This is a genomic window from uncultured Roseicyclus sp., assembly GCF_937892565.1.
Taxonomy (GTDB): domain Bacteria; phylum Pseudomonadota; class Alphaproteobacteria; order Rhodobacterales; family Rhodobacteraceae; genus Roseicyclus.
Genome location: NZ_CALAHQ010000035.1, coordinates 1 through 16373, shown reverse-complemented (window position 1 = coordinate 16373; position 16373 = coordinate 1). Strand labels below are relative to the sequence as shown.

Genomic DNA, 16373 nt, shown 5'->3' with positions numbered 1-16373 from the left:
ATTCAATTCCCTAAGCCGCAAGCGAGAATGCCCGCGCTTCGATGTCTACAAGCAACCGGCCGATTTCAGCGACCGGCCGATAGAAAGATGCGCTGGGCGCAATCGCGAGATCGTCAAAAAACTGTGCGGCCCAAGGCGCGATGTGGCGCGCAAAGAAATCGGCCTCTACGGCGGCGTCCACATCCAGCACGCCCGCTGCCAGATCGGCCATGACCTCAAGCAAAAGGGCGATGTGATCTTCGGGCTCGTGGCGACCTTCGACGCGGGCAACCCCGATGCGGGCCAGATCGCCACGCAATTCGGCCAAGGGCCGCTCATTGAGAAAACCTGTCTGATAGAAGCTGGCATAGGGAAGCAACTCGCCCCGGCCAACGCCGATGAACAGATCGAAAAACTCACGTTCGACAGCACTCGCCACAGCGGTGCGGGCCGAATCAGACAGCGCCGTAATGGCATGGCCAAGCGGGGTCTGATCGCCTGTCAGAACGGCGATGCCGTCGATCAGTTCCTGATTGGGTGCCGTGGAAAGCAGTGCGGCCACAAAGCGATACATCTCGCTTCGTGCCGAATTTTCGGCATCTGTGGCGCGCCGGTTTACCGGCTGGCTGGCAGACATGGCTCGCAAAATCTCCCTTCATGCTGCTGGTGTATACAGCCGCATGCCTCAACATTGATTGCACCTGAAATGGGCGGCCGAAGCAAGAGAAATCTGTCCTTTCCCTGCAGCATTTTCGGTGGCGGCGCCATGTCTTGGGCGCGGCGGCCCGCAAAAAAAGACAACAATATATAATTATTTCATTGACCTAACCCGGAAGCGCCGAACCATGGCGGCGGCGTGGCGGCGCTTCGGTCATGGGGGCCGGGTCATCAGAGGCGATCTGAGCCTTGTCCGGCACCGCAACGGCAACCTCATCGGGTGCATCGGCTGGCGGCGTATCGGCGGGGGCTTGCTCTGCCGTGAGCGCGGCATCGGATGGCGGCTGATCGGTCGCGGCCGGCGTTTCATGGCGCGGCTTGAGGATATCTTGGAACATCTTGGCGGCTTTTTCGGGTGACGGCCCGACACCATCGCCCGGCACGCCGCCCGGCGTGTTCCAATCCCATGCGTAATCCACCGCCGGATCGCTGTAATCGCGAATGGCTGGCGTCAGCATCCACATCCGGCGCATTGCGGCATTGCGCAGCTGACGCGGCACGCCCGCCCGCAAAAAGGCGCGGATGTCGCTGCCTTCGATCAGATCCTCGATCCGGGGCAGCGCATCCAGTTCCTCCTGGCTCAGCGGCTCGGGCTGGGGCGCCGGCACAAGATCAGGCTGGCTTTCTTGCGGGGGGGGCGGCGCGATCTCGGGATCGGGGACGGATTGCGCGGCCGCGCGTTTGGTGCGCGACCAACGGCCCAGAAACCCCTCGGGGGTGTCGTCGGTCATCCCTCCGGCCCCCGGCCCTTGCGGGTTTCCCATTTGTCCGAATGCTGCAAGATGCGCGGCGCGCGCGATGTCATCGCATTGGGATCCGCCGGCTGGCGCTGGCGCTTCTTGAAGGGCATCTCAAAGAAATGGGCATCCGCAAAGGCCGCCACGGCGCGGGCAATCGCATCGGGCATCGGCACGGCGTCCACGATCAGGTCCGGGTCAGATGCCAGCCCTTCGCCCTCATAGGGGTCGGCGGTCACGGCAACCACCTCGGCGTGCGAGGGGTGAGTGCCGCGCAACGCCACCCAGACCGACGGCCGCCCCGACGTCAGATTGTCGCGATGATGGCTGGCATCGCCCGACCACAGCACCAGATCGCGCCCGCCCAGATACCATGTTTCGATCCCGGCCTCGTCGGACAGGCGCGTGCCCGGCGGCGTCGCGGGCTCGGAGGGCAACACCATCAGCGCCCGCAATTCGCCGGTGCTCCAACGCGTGACGGGGGGGCGAAGCTGGGCCAGAACACCCAAGCGCAAGATTTCTTTGGGCATGGGTCGTCCCTTTCAGTGCAAATCCGGTGACGCCAGCGGCAGCCCCGCCAACAGGTTCTGCGGCTTGATCCGCACCGCCCCGTCCGCCCCAAGGCCCAGCAACAACCACACGGGTTGCCCGGCCAGATCGGGCCGCACGGCGGCGGCATCGGCAAAGTCCAGCCGGAACACACCGATCAGCGTAGCGGGAACCGGCTGTCCGCGCCACAGCGCATTGCCGATGGCCGTGCCGTTGGGATCAAGCCCGACATACCAGCGCAGGTCGACATCTTCGACCCTCGTGTGGGGGGTGACCGTGACCCTGGCCCCGGTCATGTGGCGGATAAAGGCCGCGAGCGCCTGTGCCATGCCGCGCCGGGCTTCGGGGTCGCCGCCAAAATTGAAGATCATCGTATGGGCATCGGACCGCGACCAATAGGTCCATTCATTGCCCCCCCCAAGAACATCAAGGCTGTCCATGCCGCCGGAAAACATCGCCATCAGGGGCGAGGCGTGCATGTCGGCCTCATAGAGGGCGACCAGTTCCTCATCAGCCAGCAACACGACGCCGTCCTTGACATGGGCGCGCTGGGGGCGAAACAGGCATTCGGCGGCGCGCAGCACCTGCGGATCGTCGCACCCGTCCAGTGCATTGCGCAAGATCAGCTGCACCAGCTGCGCCAGGAACACGACCGGCAGGCGCAGCCCCTCGCGCATGATGGCGGCATAGCCATCCTCGATGGTGCCCGCCTGCAAGAGCCGGTCGCGCAGGGTCAGAAAGAATTGCCAGTTTTCGCGCGCGTCCGCATCCTTGATCGCGGCCAGTTCCAGCGGCGGCACGGGGCTGCGCGGCTGGGACATCAGCCGGGCATGGACCGCCCGTTCGGTGGCACAGGCCTCGGGCGGGGGCACGATCTCGGGGCGGGCCAGCCACGCCAGCAGCAGTTCATCGGTCACCACCATCCGCCCGGCGCGATCCAGCCGGGCAAGGTGATGGCCAGAGGCAACCCAGAATTCCGGCATCAGTCCTGACCTCGCAATTGCAACAGATCGACGTGATCCTCCAGCTCTACCTCTTCCTCGAAGAACTGAAAGGCCCTGTCATGACCCATCAGATGGGTGGCGGAAAAGGCGGTTTCATCGCGGGGGCGCAACGTGCGGAACTGTTCGCGGATATCGCCGTCATCGCCGCGTTTGCGATGAAGCGCGATCAGCGTGCCAATCGCATGTCCGGCACACAGGCTTTCGGCCAGCGCCACCTCCTGTTCGGCGGCGGGCCGCGCGATATCGATGGACGGTGCGCCCAGATGCACGACAAGCTGGGCTGCCAGCCGATCGACCATGGCGGCGCGTTCATCGGGGCGGGCATCTTGCACCGCGACAAGGGTGGAATGACCAAAGCTGTCCACCCCCAGAAACCCCGAGCGAAAGGCAATGGCCTCCTTGCGCGACAGGCTGTCGGCGGGCCTGTCCCAGAACAGGAACGTGCCGGGAACCGCCCATTCCCCAGGGTCCGCGGCGGGCGCAAAGATATGCTTGTCCGACGGATCAAGCCGGATCGTGCGCGGCAGCCGTGTCACAGCTTGGGTCCCAGATCGTCGCGCCATGTCTGGGCCAGCAAGGCCTCGCGGATGGGGGGAAAGCTGCGGCTGCCGCCCGCGGGCTTGATCTCGATCATCCGGTCGCCGTCAATGCGGCGCACGCCCCGCAACAGCGGCGGATCGATCCGCATCAGGTAACGGTTCGACACGGCGGCAAAGCCGTCATGCGCCCAGCGGTCAAAATACAGCATGAGATAGGACGCGAAGGTCGACACGATGTCTTCGGCCGCGTCAAAGGCTTCCTCGTGCAGCGAGGTGGAGCCGGGATACTTTCCCGGTTCGTCGATCTGGTCGCGGTCGGCGATCAGATCAGCGGCAAAGACCATCCAGTCGGGCACGCCATCCTCGGCCGTGCCGGGCGCGACGGCAAAGCGGCCCCCGCCGATGCGCGCGGCATCATAGGTGACCTGATCGGGCCAGATCAGCCGCACGGGGCGTTCGGGCGGGCAATGCGCAGCCAGCGCATCGCCCAGCGCGGTCATGCCCAAAAGAAAGGCAAGCTGTGCCTCGGCCAAGGGTTGTTCCGGCTCAAGCACGACGGCAAAGGCCAAAAGCCCGGGCGATTGGTGCAACACCAGCGTCCCCGCGCCATGGGTCGGCGCAAGCTCTGCGGCCACGGCCAGCACGTCGCGCCGGGTCGTGCGATGCAACGAGAATGGGGGCGGCAGATGCACCCTGGATCCGGCAAGATCATCGGCTATCTGATGCGTCATTTGTTTTCCCTCCCGAGAGCGCTACCCATTCCGCACGGATCGGATTACACCGCGCCTGAGATAGTGCAGCCTAACGCCAGACGAAAGCCCCATGCCAGTGCACCGTGAAACCCGCCTGATCTGCAGCTGCGAAGGCACCATGAGCCTTGCCCCCGAAACCCTTGGCGCCACGGGCAAGCCCGCCAGCCAGTTGTGTCGCGCCCAGCTTGACAATTTCCGGCAGGCCTTGGGCGAATTTGCCGCCATCACGGTGGCCTGCACGCAAGAAGCGCCGCTTTTTGCCGAAGTGGCCGAGGATGCGGGCTTTGCGGGCGTGCTGCGCTTTGCCAATATCCGCGAAACGGCGGGCTGGTCGGCCGAGGGCGCACAGGCCGCCCCCAAGATGGCCGCCCTGCTTGCCATCGCCGAAACGGCGGGCTCTTCGTTCGAAACGGTCAGCCTTGAAAGCCGGGGCGTGGCCTTGGTGCTGGGCCGCGACGAGATCGCGCTGGATGCCGCGCGGCAATTGTCAGGGGTTCTGGACCTGACCGTCCTGCTGGTGCCGGGCGCCGATGTGGCGCCCCCGCGCCAGACCACATGGCCCGTGCTGCAAGGGCGCATCGCGCGCGCCACGGGGCATATGGGGGCGTTCGAGCTGACCGTCGATGCCTATGCCGCCCCCGCGCCCTCGTCGCGCGCGCGGCTCGATTTCGGCCCTTCGCGCAATGGTGCGGTGTCGCGCTGCGATCTGGTGTTGGATCTGACCGGCGCGCCGGCGCTGTTTCACCATACGCGCCCCGGATATCTGCGCGCCGATCCGCGCGACCCTGTGGCGGTGGCCGCGCTGGTGGCCGAGGCAGGCCAGATGGTCGGGATTTTCGACAAGCCCAAATACATCGATTTCATCCCCGACCTTTGCGCCCATTCGCGCAATAAGAAAACAGGCTGCACCCGGTGCCTTGATCTGTGCCCCACGGGCGCGATCGTGCCCGCGGGCGATACCGTGATGATCGACCCCGCAATCTGCGCGGGCTGCGGCCAATGCGCGGCGGCCTGTCCGACGGGGGCTGCATCCTATGCGCTGCCGGTGGTGGGCAGCCTTGCCGCCCGCCTGCGCAGCGGTCTGTCGGCATGGTTTGCGGCGGGCGGGCGCAGCGCCCCGGTGATCTTGTTCCACGACGAGGCCCATGGCGCAGCCCTGATTGACGCCGCGGCGCGCTTTGGCCGGGGTCTGCCCGCCCATGTCATCCCGGTCCAGATCAACGAACCCAGCCAGATCGGCCCTGAAACCATGGCCGCAGCCCTTGCCTGGGGCGCGGGGGGCGTGCGTGTGCTGGCCAAGGACCGCACGGCCCATCCGCTTGATGGGCTGGCCAACACGCTGGATCTGATGGCCGCGATCTGTGCGGCGACGGGCCTGCCCGAAACGGCTTGTGGCCTGATCCAGACCGATGACCCCGACACGCTGGAGGCAGCCCTATGGCAGCCTGCGGCACCCGCACGCGGCGCACGGTCAAGCTTTCTGCCCCCCGAGGACAAGCGCGGGCTTCTGACGCTGGCGATGGAGGAGCTGAACCGCACCGCCCCCCGCCCGGCCGAACGGATCGAGCTGCCGCAGGGCGCGCCGTTTGGGACCGTGCATCTCAACCTCGACAGTTGCACGCTGTGCCTGTCTTGCGTCGGCGCCTGCCCCACCGGCGCGCTGGGCGACAACCCCGACAAGCCGATGCTGCGCTTTACCGAAAGCGCCTGTGTGCAATGCGGGATCTGTGCGGCGACCTGTCCCGAAGACGCCATTGCCATCAAGGCACAGATGGATTTCGCCGCCTGGGCCACCCCAAAACGCATCCTGAAGCAAGAAGAGCCGTTTTGCTGCACGCGCTGCGGCAAGGGTTTCGGCACCGGGTCAAGCATCCGCCGGGTGATGGAACGGCTCGACAGCCACTGGATGTTTTCAGGCGAAGACGGCGCGGCGCGCAAACGGCTGCTGACGATGTGCGATGATTGCCGCACGCAAGAGGTGGTGATCGCAGGCTTCGACCCGCATGAGGCGCCGAACTGAACAGACCTTGGGCGGGCCTGTGTCAGATTGGCCTGTGTCAGATTGGCCTGTGTCAGATTGGGCGCGGGGGCGTGACGCTGGCGTTCGCGGCGCGTTGCGCCGCCGTCTTCATCGCAGACAACCCTCCGCTTGGCTCAAGGGCTGTTTCACCGCTCGGTCGCGCCTTTGCCATCGATGATCTTGCCGCGAAACCTGTCGATCCGGTTGATCTTGGTCTGCAAGGTCTTTGCACCATTCAGATTGATCACATAGCTTTTTTGCCGACCTCGGGTCAGGGCATGGAACGCCTCTGACAGCTCGGGATCGGCATCAAGCGCGGCGACAAGTTCATCGGGAAGGTCAAGCGCACTGTCGTCTTTGGGCGGCCTTTGCCCGGCCTCGGCATAACCCTTTGCTTCCCTGAGATAGGCCCGGATCACATCCTCATGTTGTGTCGGTCCGTCATGCGACGTGAAGCGGATCATGTCAGGGTGTCGCGTGTTCGGACCTTGCTTTTCCAGCACCCCCTCAGGGTCTTTCATGAGTGCGGCATTGAAAAAGCTCAGCCGGAAATTGCCATGGACCGCGCCGATGATGACGATGTTCCTCTGGGCATGCATGTAACAGGGATGTCCCCATTTGGCCGTCTCTTGCAGCCCCTCCGACAGGCAGATGTGTCGCAACCGTGCAAGACCCGCGCCCCAGATCCGCGCCGCACAGCCTGTTGTATCGAAGCGATCACATCGACCGCATCCCTTTGCGAAATAGTCCTGAGCGTCCGAGATCATCATGCCCCGAGATTACCAGGGCACGGCACACCTTCCAAGCCTGCTGTGGCATGGCCCGCCGGTCAGACGGCCAGCGCCGGGTGCGGGTCGGGTAATGTTGCAAGACACCATGCGACGGCGGCGTCGGCATCGGGGGAAACTTCGACGGCCAGCCCTTCGGCAAAGGTCAGGAACGCGGGCAGGTGGCCGCCGGACACGCTGGTCAGGACCGGGATGCCCGCGATCAGGGCGCGGCCGATCACCTCGCGGAAGCCGCCGCCTTCGGCCTCCTGCTTGCCGAACTTGTTGACGATCAGAACCGATGCCGCGCGCTGGTCCAGAACGCTTTCCACCCGCTGCACCGCATCGGCCAGACCGCGCGGATCAAGACGGCAGCCCCGCGCATGACGGCCGCGATCCTCGGAAATGCGCAACACATCGTCCCGGCCCAGAATGCGCAGGTCCATGTGACAGTGCCGGGCGGGATCATGTTCGATGTTGATCTGAACCGCACCTGCCACCGCGACGCCGCGTGCCGCAAGCTGTTGGGCAATCGCCATCATCAGGCGGTCGCCCGTGCCCCGCCCGGACGAGATGATGTAGCCCAGCATTGACCGCTCCCCGTGTGCGCGCCCGTTCTGGCTCCCGGCATGTTGCTTAGGCAAGCGCGCGCGGCCTTGTCAACGCTGACCGATCAGCGCGGATCAAAGCCCAGCGCGCGCAGATCATCGGCGCTCTGGGCCAGCGCCACCTCAAAGGCGGCAAGGGCGCCGCTGTCGCGCGGGTCTTGCCAGACCGCGAAATCGTAATGCTCATCGGCCACCGGCAGAAAGCCCAAGCCCATCGCCTCGGCCACGGGCAGGATCGCCAGACCCCAATCGGCGCGGCCCTGCGCGACGCTGGCGGCCACGGCATTGTGCGAATTGGGCTGGTTCCAATAGCCTGCGGGTCGCGCGCCGCCCAACAGGCGGTCGATCAGCACCCGCGTGCCAGAGCCCTGATTGCGGTTGACCATGATCGCCTCGGGATCAGCCAGAAGGGCGGCCAGCGCATCCGGCAAGGCGCGGTGTTCAAGGCGGGCATCACCGGGGCGAAACACGATCCCCTGCATCCGCCGCCAACCGGGGATCAGGCGCATCCCATCGGCGAGATAGGGGTTGTTGAAGCTGTTGGTCGCCGGATCGAACAGATGGATCGGCGCGATATCGCATTCGCGCCGCTTGAGCGCGCCAAGCCCGCCCTGCGATCCGGTGGCAAGGATGCGCACCCCCAGCCCCTGTTCGGCCAGCCGCCCGACAACCGCATCAAGCCCGATGCAATGGCTGCCGATCACGGCAAGCCGGGGCGGCGTGACACCGGGGCCAAACAGCGTGACCTCGGCCCGTGTGCCGGGGGCCAGGCTTTCGACAAGGGCGGGCACGGTCACAAACCCATCGGCCTGTGCAAAGGCCGTCACCGCACCCGAGCCCTTGGCCACCGGATGGGCGACCGCGCCATCCGGCCCTTCGGTCAGCGCCACCATGGCGAATTCCGTGCGCCCAAGCTCGGACGTCAGCCGAAGCGGCAGCGTCGCCTCGATCCGCGCGCTGCCCTGTGGCGGCAGGCCGGCCATGGCCCTCAGCGCGGGGGCGACCATCTCGTGAAAGGTGAACATCGCCGAGGTCGGGAACCCCGGCAGAACCACCACCGGCTTGCCGTCACACACCGCAAGGCAAAGCGGCTTGCCGGGTTTCAGCGCCACGCCATGGGCAACAATGCCCGGCATGCCCAGACCGGCGATCACCTTGGTCGTCAGATCGCCCGCGCCCTTGGACGTGCCCCCCGACAAGATCAGCGCATCATGGGTGGCAAAGGCGCCCCGAACCGCGGCAGTCAGCAGCGCCGGATCATCGGGGACAGCCCCCAGATGCGCCGCGTCACAGCCGTTTTCGCGCAGCGCCGCCGCAATCACGGGGCCGTTGGAATCATAGACCCCGGCCGGTTTGAGCTTATGGCCCGGCTGGACCAGCTCATCCCCCGTCGACAAGACAGCGACACGCGGCTTGCGCCAGACCGGGGCGCGATCCAACCCGACGGCGGCCAGCATCGCCACCTCGCGCGCGCCGATCATCGTGCCTTTGCGCAGCACCGTCTGACCCCGCGCAATGTCCGAGCCGGCAAAGGAAATGAAGCTGCCCGGCGCAAGCGCGCGGGCCACCGCGATGCCATCGCCCTCTGGCTCTGTATGTTCGATCATCACCACCGCATCCGCCCCGCGCGGGATCGGCCCGCCAGTAGCGATGGGGGTGGCCGTGCCGAGGGTGACGGGCAGCGCGGGTGCGGTGCCGCAATGGATCACCTCTGGGTTCAGACGCAGCCGGACGGGTTCGGCATCCGAGGCTTCGAACAGATCGGCGGCACGCAGCGCGAAGCCATCCACCGTCGCGCGGTCAAAGGGCGGCGCATCGACCGGGGCCGCGATGTCTTGGGCCAGAACCCGGCCCGGAAGCTGATCGAGCGTCACCGCCTCGTCACCCAGCGGGCGGGGCCGCAACGCCGCGACAAAGGCCGCTTCGGCGGCATCACGCGACAGCACCTGCAGGAATTGGTCCTGCTGCGGCACGCTGAACTCTGGGGGGGGCGTGTCGGGCATGCGGTTCAACCGAAGGGGGAGGAAAGACTGATACCGGCCAGCGGGGCGCCGGCCGGCAGACCCTCGCTGTCGGGCGGCAAAATGGCAAAGGCATCCGCCGCGGCAAGACCCGCCAGCGTCACCGCACCCGTCGGGCCGGGATGCCAGCTTGCGCCTTGCCGGGTCAAAAGCACCAGATCCGCCATGCCAAGCGCCGACGCCAGCTTTCGGGTCAGCGGACGTTCCACGCTCAGGGGCGCCGACCCGGTCAAGGCCGCCATCGCGGGCACGCCCAGCGCAAGGCAGGCCGCCACCATGCCATCGAACCGGCGCGGCACGCTCAGCACAAGCGCCGCACCCTCGCGCCCGAGCCAGGCGGTTTCGCCCGGTGCCAGCGCAAGACACGGGCTGGACCCCACGGCGGCGCGCAGGATCAGGTGCCGCGGCGCATCCGTCACGATCGTGGCACCAAGCCCGGTCAGAAAGGCACAGGCAAATCTGGCCTGCACAAGATCGGGCAGCTCAACAGCCACGCGCGGCCGCCGAATGCGGCCCTGTGTCAGACCCGCCAGCGCGGCAACCAGACCAAGCCGATTGGACACGAATGTGCCGGCCGGTGCCATCAGCGTGCCTGCGCGGCCATCGTGACCGGCGCGGCGCACGCCATGACCGGGGCCGACAGATCGGATCGCATCACAGCCTGTGGCGGTGATCTCGACCCCGTCTTGCGGCAAGACCGCATCGGTGCCGGGCGGCAGGGGATCGGCGGGCAAGACATGCAGCGGCGCGCCCAGCGCGACGGGCACGCCCGAACTTGCCCCCGTCAGCTCAAGCGAAGCGACGGCAAAGCCATCGCGCAAGGCTTGGGCGGTCGGGGGCATGTCGCAGGGAAACATCAGCGGCTCGGCCAGCACGGCACCAAGAGCATCGGACAAGACCACGGGTTCTGCCGGGGCCGGGGCAATATCGCGCAAGGCCGCTTGCAGGCAATGATCAAGGGCTGTCAGGCTGTCCATTCCAACCGACTTAGTGCTGTCGCGGCGCGAAGGCCAGTGCCGGCGCAACGGCGCGGCACCGGCCCGGACAGGCGAGGGGTTATTGCACCGATGGAAAGAACAGCTGCTCGCCTGCCACGGTGAAGCTGGCGATGGCCTGCTGGCCTGCCTCTGACACGATCCAGTCGATGAAGGCCTGACCCTGCTCGGCTTTCACATGGGCGTGCTTGTCGGGATTGACGAGAATGATGCCATAGGGGTTGAACAACACCGGATCACCTTGGGCCACGATCTCGAGCGGGCCGCGATTGGCAAAGGAAAGCCAGGTGCCGCGGTCCGTAAGGGCATAGGCCGGAACCTGCGCGGCGGTGTTGAGCGTGGCGCCCATGCCCGATCCGGTCGACAGATACCAGTCGCCCGCCGGGTCGATCCCGGCGGCCGACCAAAGACCCTTTTCCGCCGTGTGGGTGCCACTGTCATCCCCGCGCGAGGCAAAGGATGCACCCGCACCCGCGATGGCGGCCATGGCGGCGGCGGCGCTGTCGGCGGCGCGCACCCCCGCCGGATCATCCGCCGGCCCGACGATGACGAAATCATTGTACATCACGTCAAAACGCTGAACCCCGTAGCCTTCGGCGACAAAGGCTTCCTCCTGCGCACGGGCATGGACGAAGACCACATCCGCATCCCCGCGCCGTCCGGTTTCAAGCGCTTGCCCCGTGCCTTGCGACACGACGCGCACCTCGATCCCGGTTTCAGCCTGAAACATCGGCAAGATATGACCGAACAGGCCAGAATTCTCGGTCGATGTGGTCGAGGCGACGATGATGAATTCCTGCGCCACGGCAGGAAGGGCTGCCAGCATGGCAAGGCCCGAGGCAAAGCCCAAAAGGGCAGAACGGCGTGTATGGGTCATGGTCATTTTCTCCTTGTGTTCACCAGATCAGATCGCCCGCCAGAAAGGCGCGGGCCTCGGGGGCGGCTGGCCCCGCAAAGAAATCGGCGGCCGGGCGATGTTCGATCAGCCGCCCGCGATGCAAGAACGCCACATCTTCGGCAAGACGCCGTGCCTGACCAAGATTGTGGGTGGTCAGCACGATGGTGATGCCTTCGGCTGAAAATCCCATCAGCATCTCTTCGATGATCCGTGTGGCCGACGGGTCGAGCGCGGATGTGGGTTCGTCCAGAAACAGAACCTCGGGCTGCATCGACCAGGCGCGCGCCAGCGCCAGCCGTTGCTGTTCGCCCCCCGACAACAGCCGCGCGGGCCTGTCGGCCAGGGGGCCCAGACCAAAGCGATCCAGCGTGCGGGCCACCGTCGCGCGCCGGGCTTGGCGCGACAGGCCACGCAGGGCCAGCGGATAGTCTAGGTTGGCCGCCACGGATCGGCGCAACAGGATCGGGCGTTGAAACACCATTGCCTGCGCATGGGCGCGGATCGATCCGTCGGCCCAGATGCAGCGCCCCGCCGTTGGCGCGATCAGCCCGTGACACAGCCGCAGCAAAAGGCTTTTTCCTGCCCCGTTCGCACCCATGACGACCAGCCGCCGCCCGGGGTCCACGGCCAGCGAGATATCCGACAAAAGCGTCTTGCCGGCCACGTCATAGCCCACGCCCTCCAACCGAAGCGGCAGGATCGTGGGGGATGTGGGGCGCGGATGCGTCATCCCAACCGGCCCCGCGCCCATTGGCCCGCGCCCCATGCAACCGCGTTCAGCGTCAGCGTCAGGGCAAGCAGGATAATCCCCAAAGCGACCGCCAGCCCAAGGTTGCCACGGCTCGTTTCCAGCGTGATGGCGGTGGTCATGGTGCGCGTGTGCCCGGCGATGTTGCCGCCGACGATCAGCACCGCGCCGACCTCGGCGCTGGCGCGCCCGAAACCGGCCAAGACCCCGGTGAGCAGGCTGACCCGCCCATCCCACAACAGCGTCGGCACGGCGCGCAGGCGGCTGGCGCCAAGGCTTTGCAACTGTTCGCGGTATTCGGCCCAGATATCCTCGACCACCGAGCGGGTCAGCGACACCACGATGGGCAAGATCAGCACCGTCTGCGCAAGGATCATCGCCTCGGGCGTGAACAACAGCGCCAGATCGCCAAGGGGACCGGAGCGCGACAGCATCAGATAGACGACCAGCCCCGCCACCACCGGCGGCAAGCCCATCAGCGCGTTGAACACGACGATCACCGCACCGCGCCCCGGAAAGCGCGCCAACGCCAGCGCCGCGCCCAGAGGCAGGCCGATCGCACAAGCCACCAGAACCGCCGTCAGCGTCACGCGCAGCGACAGCCCGATGATCTGCATCAAGGCGGCATCTGCGGCCATGATCAGACCGATGGCGGTGGAAAATGGCCCGTCCAATTGAAAAACCCCCCAGAAGTCTCTGGAAACTAGAATGGAACTGCAATAATCTTCAAGGATGGAATTCGTGCAGCAATTTACATATTAATGCAGGATCAAGCCGGTATGACCACGCCCCCATGGCGCGATGACGCAACAGCCTTGATGACCACGGGCGAGATCGCCGCCTATCTGCGGCTGCGCGAGCGGACGATCTATGAAATGGTGTCGCGCCAGACGATCCCCTTTACCCGTGCCACCGGAAAGCTTTTGTTTCCAAGGCGGTTGATCGATGCCTGGCTGGAGGCGCAGACGGAATTGCCCGATGCCGGCATTGCACCCGCACCACCGATCTATGCCGGATCGAACGATCCCTTGCTGGAATGGGCGCTGCGCCAATCGGGAAGCGGGCTGGCCGTTCTGGCGCGCGGATCGACCCAGGGGCTCGATGATCTGGTCGCAGGCCGCGCCGTATTGGCGGGGCTGCACCTGATCGACCCGGACAGCGGGCGCTGGAATCTGGCCGCCGTGCGGGCGCATTTGCCGGGGTCGCGCCATGTGATGATCCATTGGGCGCGCCGCACCCAGGGCCTTTTGGTGGCCCAGGGCAATCCGCTGGGCATCACCGGGCTGGCCGATGCGGTCAAACGCGGCCTGCGGTTCGCCATCCGCACCGAAGGGGCGGGGTCGCAGCGGTTGCTCGATGTGTTGCTTGCGCGCGAAGGCGTGTCGCGCGCGGCGCTGGTCACCGCCGGGCGCGGTGCGCAAACCCATGCCGATCTTGCCGCCCTGATCGAAACGGACGAGGCGGATTGCGGCCTTGGTCTGCAATCGGCGGCGGGGCAACTTGGCTTTTTGCCCCTGATCCCGGATGAAAGCTTTGATCTGGTGATGACCCGGCGGGCCTATTTCGAGGCACCGATGCAAAGCCTTTTGGCCTTTGCGCAATCGGATGCCTTCCAAAAACGCGCCGCGCATCTTGGCGGCTATGATATCGCGCATCTGGGTCGCGTGGTCTGGAACGGCTAGGGCTTTGGCGGGCTGCCCTGCGGCGGTCGCTCAACCAGGGGCGATCGGCGCGTCGGAAACCCTGTGGTGGCGCGGTTTGCCAGACCGCAAGATCGGCAGCACGACACCCAGATTGACCAGCGCGATGGCGATCGGCATGGCCAGTGACCCAAGCGGGCGACCGGCCAGACCGCTCCATGCCGCGATCGACAGGACCAAGCCTGACACAAGCACACCGACCCAAGACGCGACCCATTGGCGGCGGCTGGGCCCGATCACCAAGCCCGTCTGGGGTGCCGCGCGCGCGACCCGCGCAACCAGCGCTGTGACGAAATCCGTGATCTCCCGGTCGCACTTGCGGCCCTGCTGCAACAGGAACGACACATCGCGCCCCGATGATGGTGTCAGCACAAGCACCGCACGCTTGGGCGCGTGGCGGTGAAACCGGATCGCGCGGATCGCGTCATAGCCGATCCGGCTCACCGCTGTGCCGCGCAAGATGGAAAGCCCATCATCCTGCAGGCGACAGGTGACCGACACCTTGAAAAAACCGGCGCGCGCGGAAATGGCATGATTTCGGCTGTCAGACATCAGATCGACCTCATGTGGCAGCACATTTTTTTCGCCCTACGCATCGGCCCGGCCAAGTTGGATGTGGCAGGGTCGCATGATCGACAAAAGACGCGCCGCTCTATTGACCTTTGATATGATCGAAAGAGAATGTGGTGAAAAGGCAAGCAAAGGGGATGTGGGATAGAATGCAACCAACAGTGACACCCTTGTCGCGCAAGCCCGTGGCATGCGCCGTGGTGATTTTGGGGGTGGCCGTGGCGCTGGCCGCACCGCTCAAGGCCCAGCCGGTGTTTTCGCCCGAAGCCACCGCAACCTGTGTGGGTGCGGCCTATGCGATCTCGCCCGGGCTGTCGGATCACGGGGTGCTTGACTGCGTCGGGCGCGCCGCGCAGGCTTGCATGATGACACCCGGCGGCGATACGACCATCGGCATGCTGGAGTGTCTGGACGCCGAGCGCGGGTATTGGGATGCGCGCCTGAACGCGGCCTATGCCGAACGCGTCGGCACGGCCAAGCAACAAGACAAGGAACTTCGCGATCTCGGCTCTGCCGCCGCCTCGATCGGGGACAGCCTGAGGGCGATGCAGCGCGCATGGATGGCGTTCCGGGATGCCGGCTGTCTTTATGAACAGGCGCAGTGGATGGGCGGCACGGGCGGTGGGCCGGCGACCATGGCCTGCCACATGCATGAAACCGCGCGACAGGCGCTGAAGCTGGAAGGCTGGTGGCAACAATGATCCGCAGCATCACTGTTGCAGGCATTCTGGCAATCATCGCGCCCGGGATGGGCTTTGCCAATGGGGGTGGCTTGCCGCCCCTGCCCTCGTGGCAAACAGACGCTGCGACCTGTTCGTGGCACTGGCGAGAGGGTGGCGGAATAGGGCTTTGGGGCGAAACCTGCGACCTGGGCGGCGCCACATGGCAAGTCATGTGGGATGACGCCCAGGGCGCATTCGTGACCCGCCGCGATGACGCGGATATGGGGATCGCGGTCCAGAGCTTTACCGTGCCGCAGGGCGCAAGCATCGCCGCGCTCAGCCAAACGCTGATCGACGCCGGGGCGCTTGGGCCTGATGCGCCATGCACATGGCAAGCCATCGCGCTGCGCCCCGCGCCGCGCACCATGGTCTTTCATGTGCTTGCGCCCAGCGATCCGAACGCGCTTGCGCCGACCGCACAGGGCGAGGTGCCCGATCCGCTGTGCGGGCCCTATGGCGCATCCACCCATGGCGTGCGCTATTTCATCACCGATCTGCGCTGGCCGGAACGCGCGATCTTTGTCGAGGAAGGTCAGGAACGCCCCATGTTCGACCCGATGAGCATCACACCCCTGCAGTGACCTTGACGCAAGGTCAGGGCATGAATTCCAGAATATCGAAATCCGATTCCGCCAGGGGCGCCGGGAATTCAAGACGCATGCGCCCATCATCCAGCCGGGTCAGAACCGCCATGTGGTTGCGCGCCGGATCATCGCCGAACCACATCGGCGCCTCAGCCGCATAATGCAGCGCCCCGAGGTAGAGCAAACGATCCTCGGTCAAGCGATAGAGCCGCCCCCTGCTGCGCTGCGAGCCGGTGGTTTTCTCGATCACCCAACCCGCGCCATCGTCAAAGACCCGGCATGAAAACCATCCGTAAATGTTGAGCAGCAGCTCGCCACCCAGCTTGAGGTATCGGCACTGCCACGCGCCGCTCGGGTCGTAGCCATCATCGAACGACAGCACGCGCCCCGCGAGCACCTGTTCAAGCGTGGCGACGGCGGCCGCGTCGGGCAGGCCCCGGGCCAAGGTGATCGCCGCCGCGCG

At 66.0% G+C, this 16373-nt stretch carries 19 protein-coding genes; 4 read left to right on the top strand and 15 right to left on the bottom strand.

Translation table 11 applies throughout. The features are described 5' to 3' along the window. Nucleotides 1-10: 10 nt before the first annotated feature. The 6 genes from Q0094_RS05095 to Q0094_RS05070 all read right to left on the bottom strand — a co-directional run bounded on the left by Q0094_RS05095 (nt 11) and on the right by Q0094_RS05070 (nt 4256). The gene (locus Q0094_RS05095) at nt 11-616 is read right to left on the bottom strand and encodes a molecular chaperone (protein WP_297615927.1); all 606 of its coding nucleotides are present in this window, start codon (nt 614-616) and stop codon (nt 11-13) included. Nucleotides 617-803: 187 nt separating this feature from the next. Continuing rightward, the gene (locus Q0094_RS05090; protein ID WP_297615925.1) at nt 804-1427 is read right to left on the bottom strand and encodes a DUF3306 domain-containing protein; all 624 of its coding nucleotides are present in this window, start codon (nt 1425-1427) and stop codon (nt 804-806) included. Then, nucleotides 1424-1963, bottom strand: coding sequence for a DUF3305 domain-containing protein (locus tag Q0094_RS05085; protein ID WP_297615923.1), 540 nt, complete (start codon nt 1961-1963; stop codon nt 1424-1426). The genes Q0094_RS05090 and Q0094_RS05085 overlap by 4 nt, the downstream gene beginning before the upstream one ends. 12 nt (nt 1964-1975) lie before the next feature. Beyond that, nucleotides 1976-2965: a DUF6352 family protein gene (locus Q0094_RS05080; RefSeq protein ID WP_297615921.1), complete on the bottom strand. Its 990-nt coding sequence runs from the start codon at nt 2963-2965 to the stop codon at nt 1976-1978. Further along, nucleotides 2965-3549, bottom strand: a complete 585-nt coding sequence (locus Q0094_RS05075) for a DUF6505 family protein (protein ID WP_297615919.1) — start codon at nt 3547-3549, stop codon at nt 2965-2967. Before Q0094_RS05075 ends, Q0094_RS05080 begins: the two co-directional genes overlap by 1 nt. Beyond that, entirely contained in the window at nt 3519-4256 is a 738-nt protein-coding gene (locus Q0094_RS05070) for a biotin/lipoate--protein ligase family protein (protein ID WP_297615917.1), read from the bottom strand. The genes Q0094_RS05075 and Q0094_RS05070 overlap by 31 nt, the downstream gene beginning before the upstream one ends. A gap of 91 nt (nt 4257-4347) precedes the next feature. Between Q0094_RS05070 and Q0094_RS05065 the strand changes: the two genes are divergently transcribed. Beyond that, nucleotides 4348-6297 carry a 4Fe-4S dicluster domain-containing protein gene (locus tag Q0094_RS05065; RefSeq protein ID WP_297615915.1) on the top strand — a complete coding sequence of 650 codons (1950 nt, stop codon included), beginning with the start codon at nt 4348-4350 and terminating at the stop codon, nt 6295-6297. A 146-nt stretch (nt 6298-6443) separates the two neighbouring features. On the opposite strand, the gene Q0094_RS05060 is transcribed toward Q0094_RS05065, so the two are convergent. The 7 genes from Q0094_RS05060 to Q0094_RS05030 form a co-directional block, all read right to left on the bottom strand. After that, nucleotides 6444-7064: a YdeI/OmpD-associated family protein gene (locus tag Q0094_RS05060; RefSeq protein WP_366940223.1), complete on the bottom strand. Its 621-nt coding sequence runs from the start codon at nt 7062-7064 to the stop codon at nt 6444-6446. A gap of 62 nt (nt 7065-7126) precedes the next feature. Next, on the bottom strand, nt 7127-7654 hold the full coding sequence (locus Q0094_RS05055) for a DUF2478 domain-containing protein (RefSeq protein ID WP_297615911.1): 528 nt from the start codon (nt 7652-7654) through the stop codon (nt 7127-7129). Nucleotides 7655-7737: 83 nt separating this feature from the next. Continuing rightward, nucleotides 7738-9675 (bottom strand): molybdopterin biosynthesis protein, encoded by a 1938-nt coding sequence (locus tag Q0094_RS05050; protein WP_297615909.1) that lies wholly within the window; start codon nt 9673-9675, stop codon nt 7738-7740. A 5-nt stretch (nt 9676-9680) separates the two neighbouring features. Further along, the gene (locus tag Q0094_RS05045) at nt 9681-10670 is read right to left on the bottom strand and encodes a hypothetical protein (protein WP_297615907.1); all 990 of its coding nucleotides are present in this window, start codon (nt 10668-10670) and stop codon (nt 9681-9683) included. A gap of 79 nt (nt 10671-10749) precedes the next feature. Continuing rightward, complete coding sequence (locus tag Q0094_RS05040; RefSeq protein WP_297615905.1) at nt 10750-11565, bottom strand: substrate-binding domain-containing protein; 816 nt, start codon at nt 11563-11565, stop codon at nt 10750-10752. A gap of 19 nt (nt 11566-11584) precedes the next feature. Next, entirely contained in the window at nt 11585-12316 is a 732-nt protein-coding gene (locus Q0094_RS05035) for an ATP-binding cassette domain-containing protein (protein ID WP_297615903.1), read from the bottom strand. Next, nucleotides 12313-12972 carry an ABC transporter permease gene (locus Q0094_RS05030; protein WP_297615901.1) on the bottom strand — a complete coding sequence of 220 codons (660 nt, stop codon included), beginning with the start codon at nt 12970-12972 and terminating at the stop codon, nt 12313-12315. Before Q0094_RS05030 ends, Q0094_RS05035 begins: the two co-directional genes overlap by 4 nt. Before the next feature lie 141 nt (nt 12973-13113). On the opposite strand from Q0094_RS05030, the gene Q0094_RS05025 reads away from it, so the two are divergent. Beyond that, nucleotides 13114-14016 (top strand): helix-turn-helix transcriptional regulator, encoded by a 903-nt coding sequence (locus tag Q0094_RS05025; RefSeq protein WP_297615899.1) that lies wholly within the window; start codon nt 13114-13116, stop codon nt 14014-14016. Nucleotides 14017-14046: 30 nt separating this feature from the next. On the opposite strand, the gene Q0094_RS05020 is transcribed toward Q0094_RS05025, so the two are convergent. After that, on the bottom strand, nt 14047-14586 hold the full coding sequence (locus Q0094_RS05020) for a hypothetical protein (protein WP_297615897.1): 540 nt from the start codon (nt 14584-14586) through the stop codon (nt 14047-14049). Nucleotides 14587-14753: 167 nt separating this feature from the next. Between Q0094_RS05020 and Q0094_RS05015 the strand changes: the two genes are divergently transcribed. Both Q0094_RS05015 and Q0094_RS05010 read left to right on the top strand, forming a co-directional pair. Continuing rightward, complete coding sequence (locus Q0094_RS05015; RefSeq protein WP_297615895.1) at nt 14754-15305, top strand: lysozyme inhibitor LprI family protein; 552 nt, start codon at nt 14754-14756, stop codon at nt 15303-15305. Beyond that, nucleotides 15302-15907, top strand: coding sequence for a hypothetical protein (locus Q0094_RS05010; RefSeq protein WP_297615893.1), 606 nt, complete (start codon nt 15302-15304; stop codon nt 15905-15907). The genes Q0094_RS05015 and Q0094_RS05010 overlap by 4 nt, the downstream gene beginning before the upstream one ends. A 13-nt stretch (nt 15908-15920) precedes the next feature. On the opposite strand, the gene Q0094_RS05005 is transcribed toward Q0094_RS05010, so the two are convergent. Further along, the coding region (locus Q0094_RS05005; protein ID WP_297615891.1) for a DUF4893 domain-containing protein at nt 15921-16373 on the bottom strand (453 nt) is incomplete at its 5' end.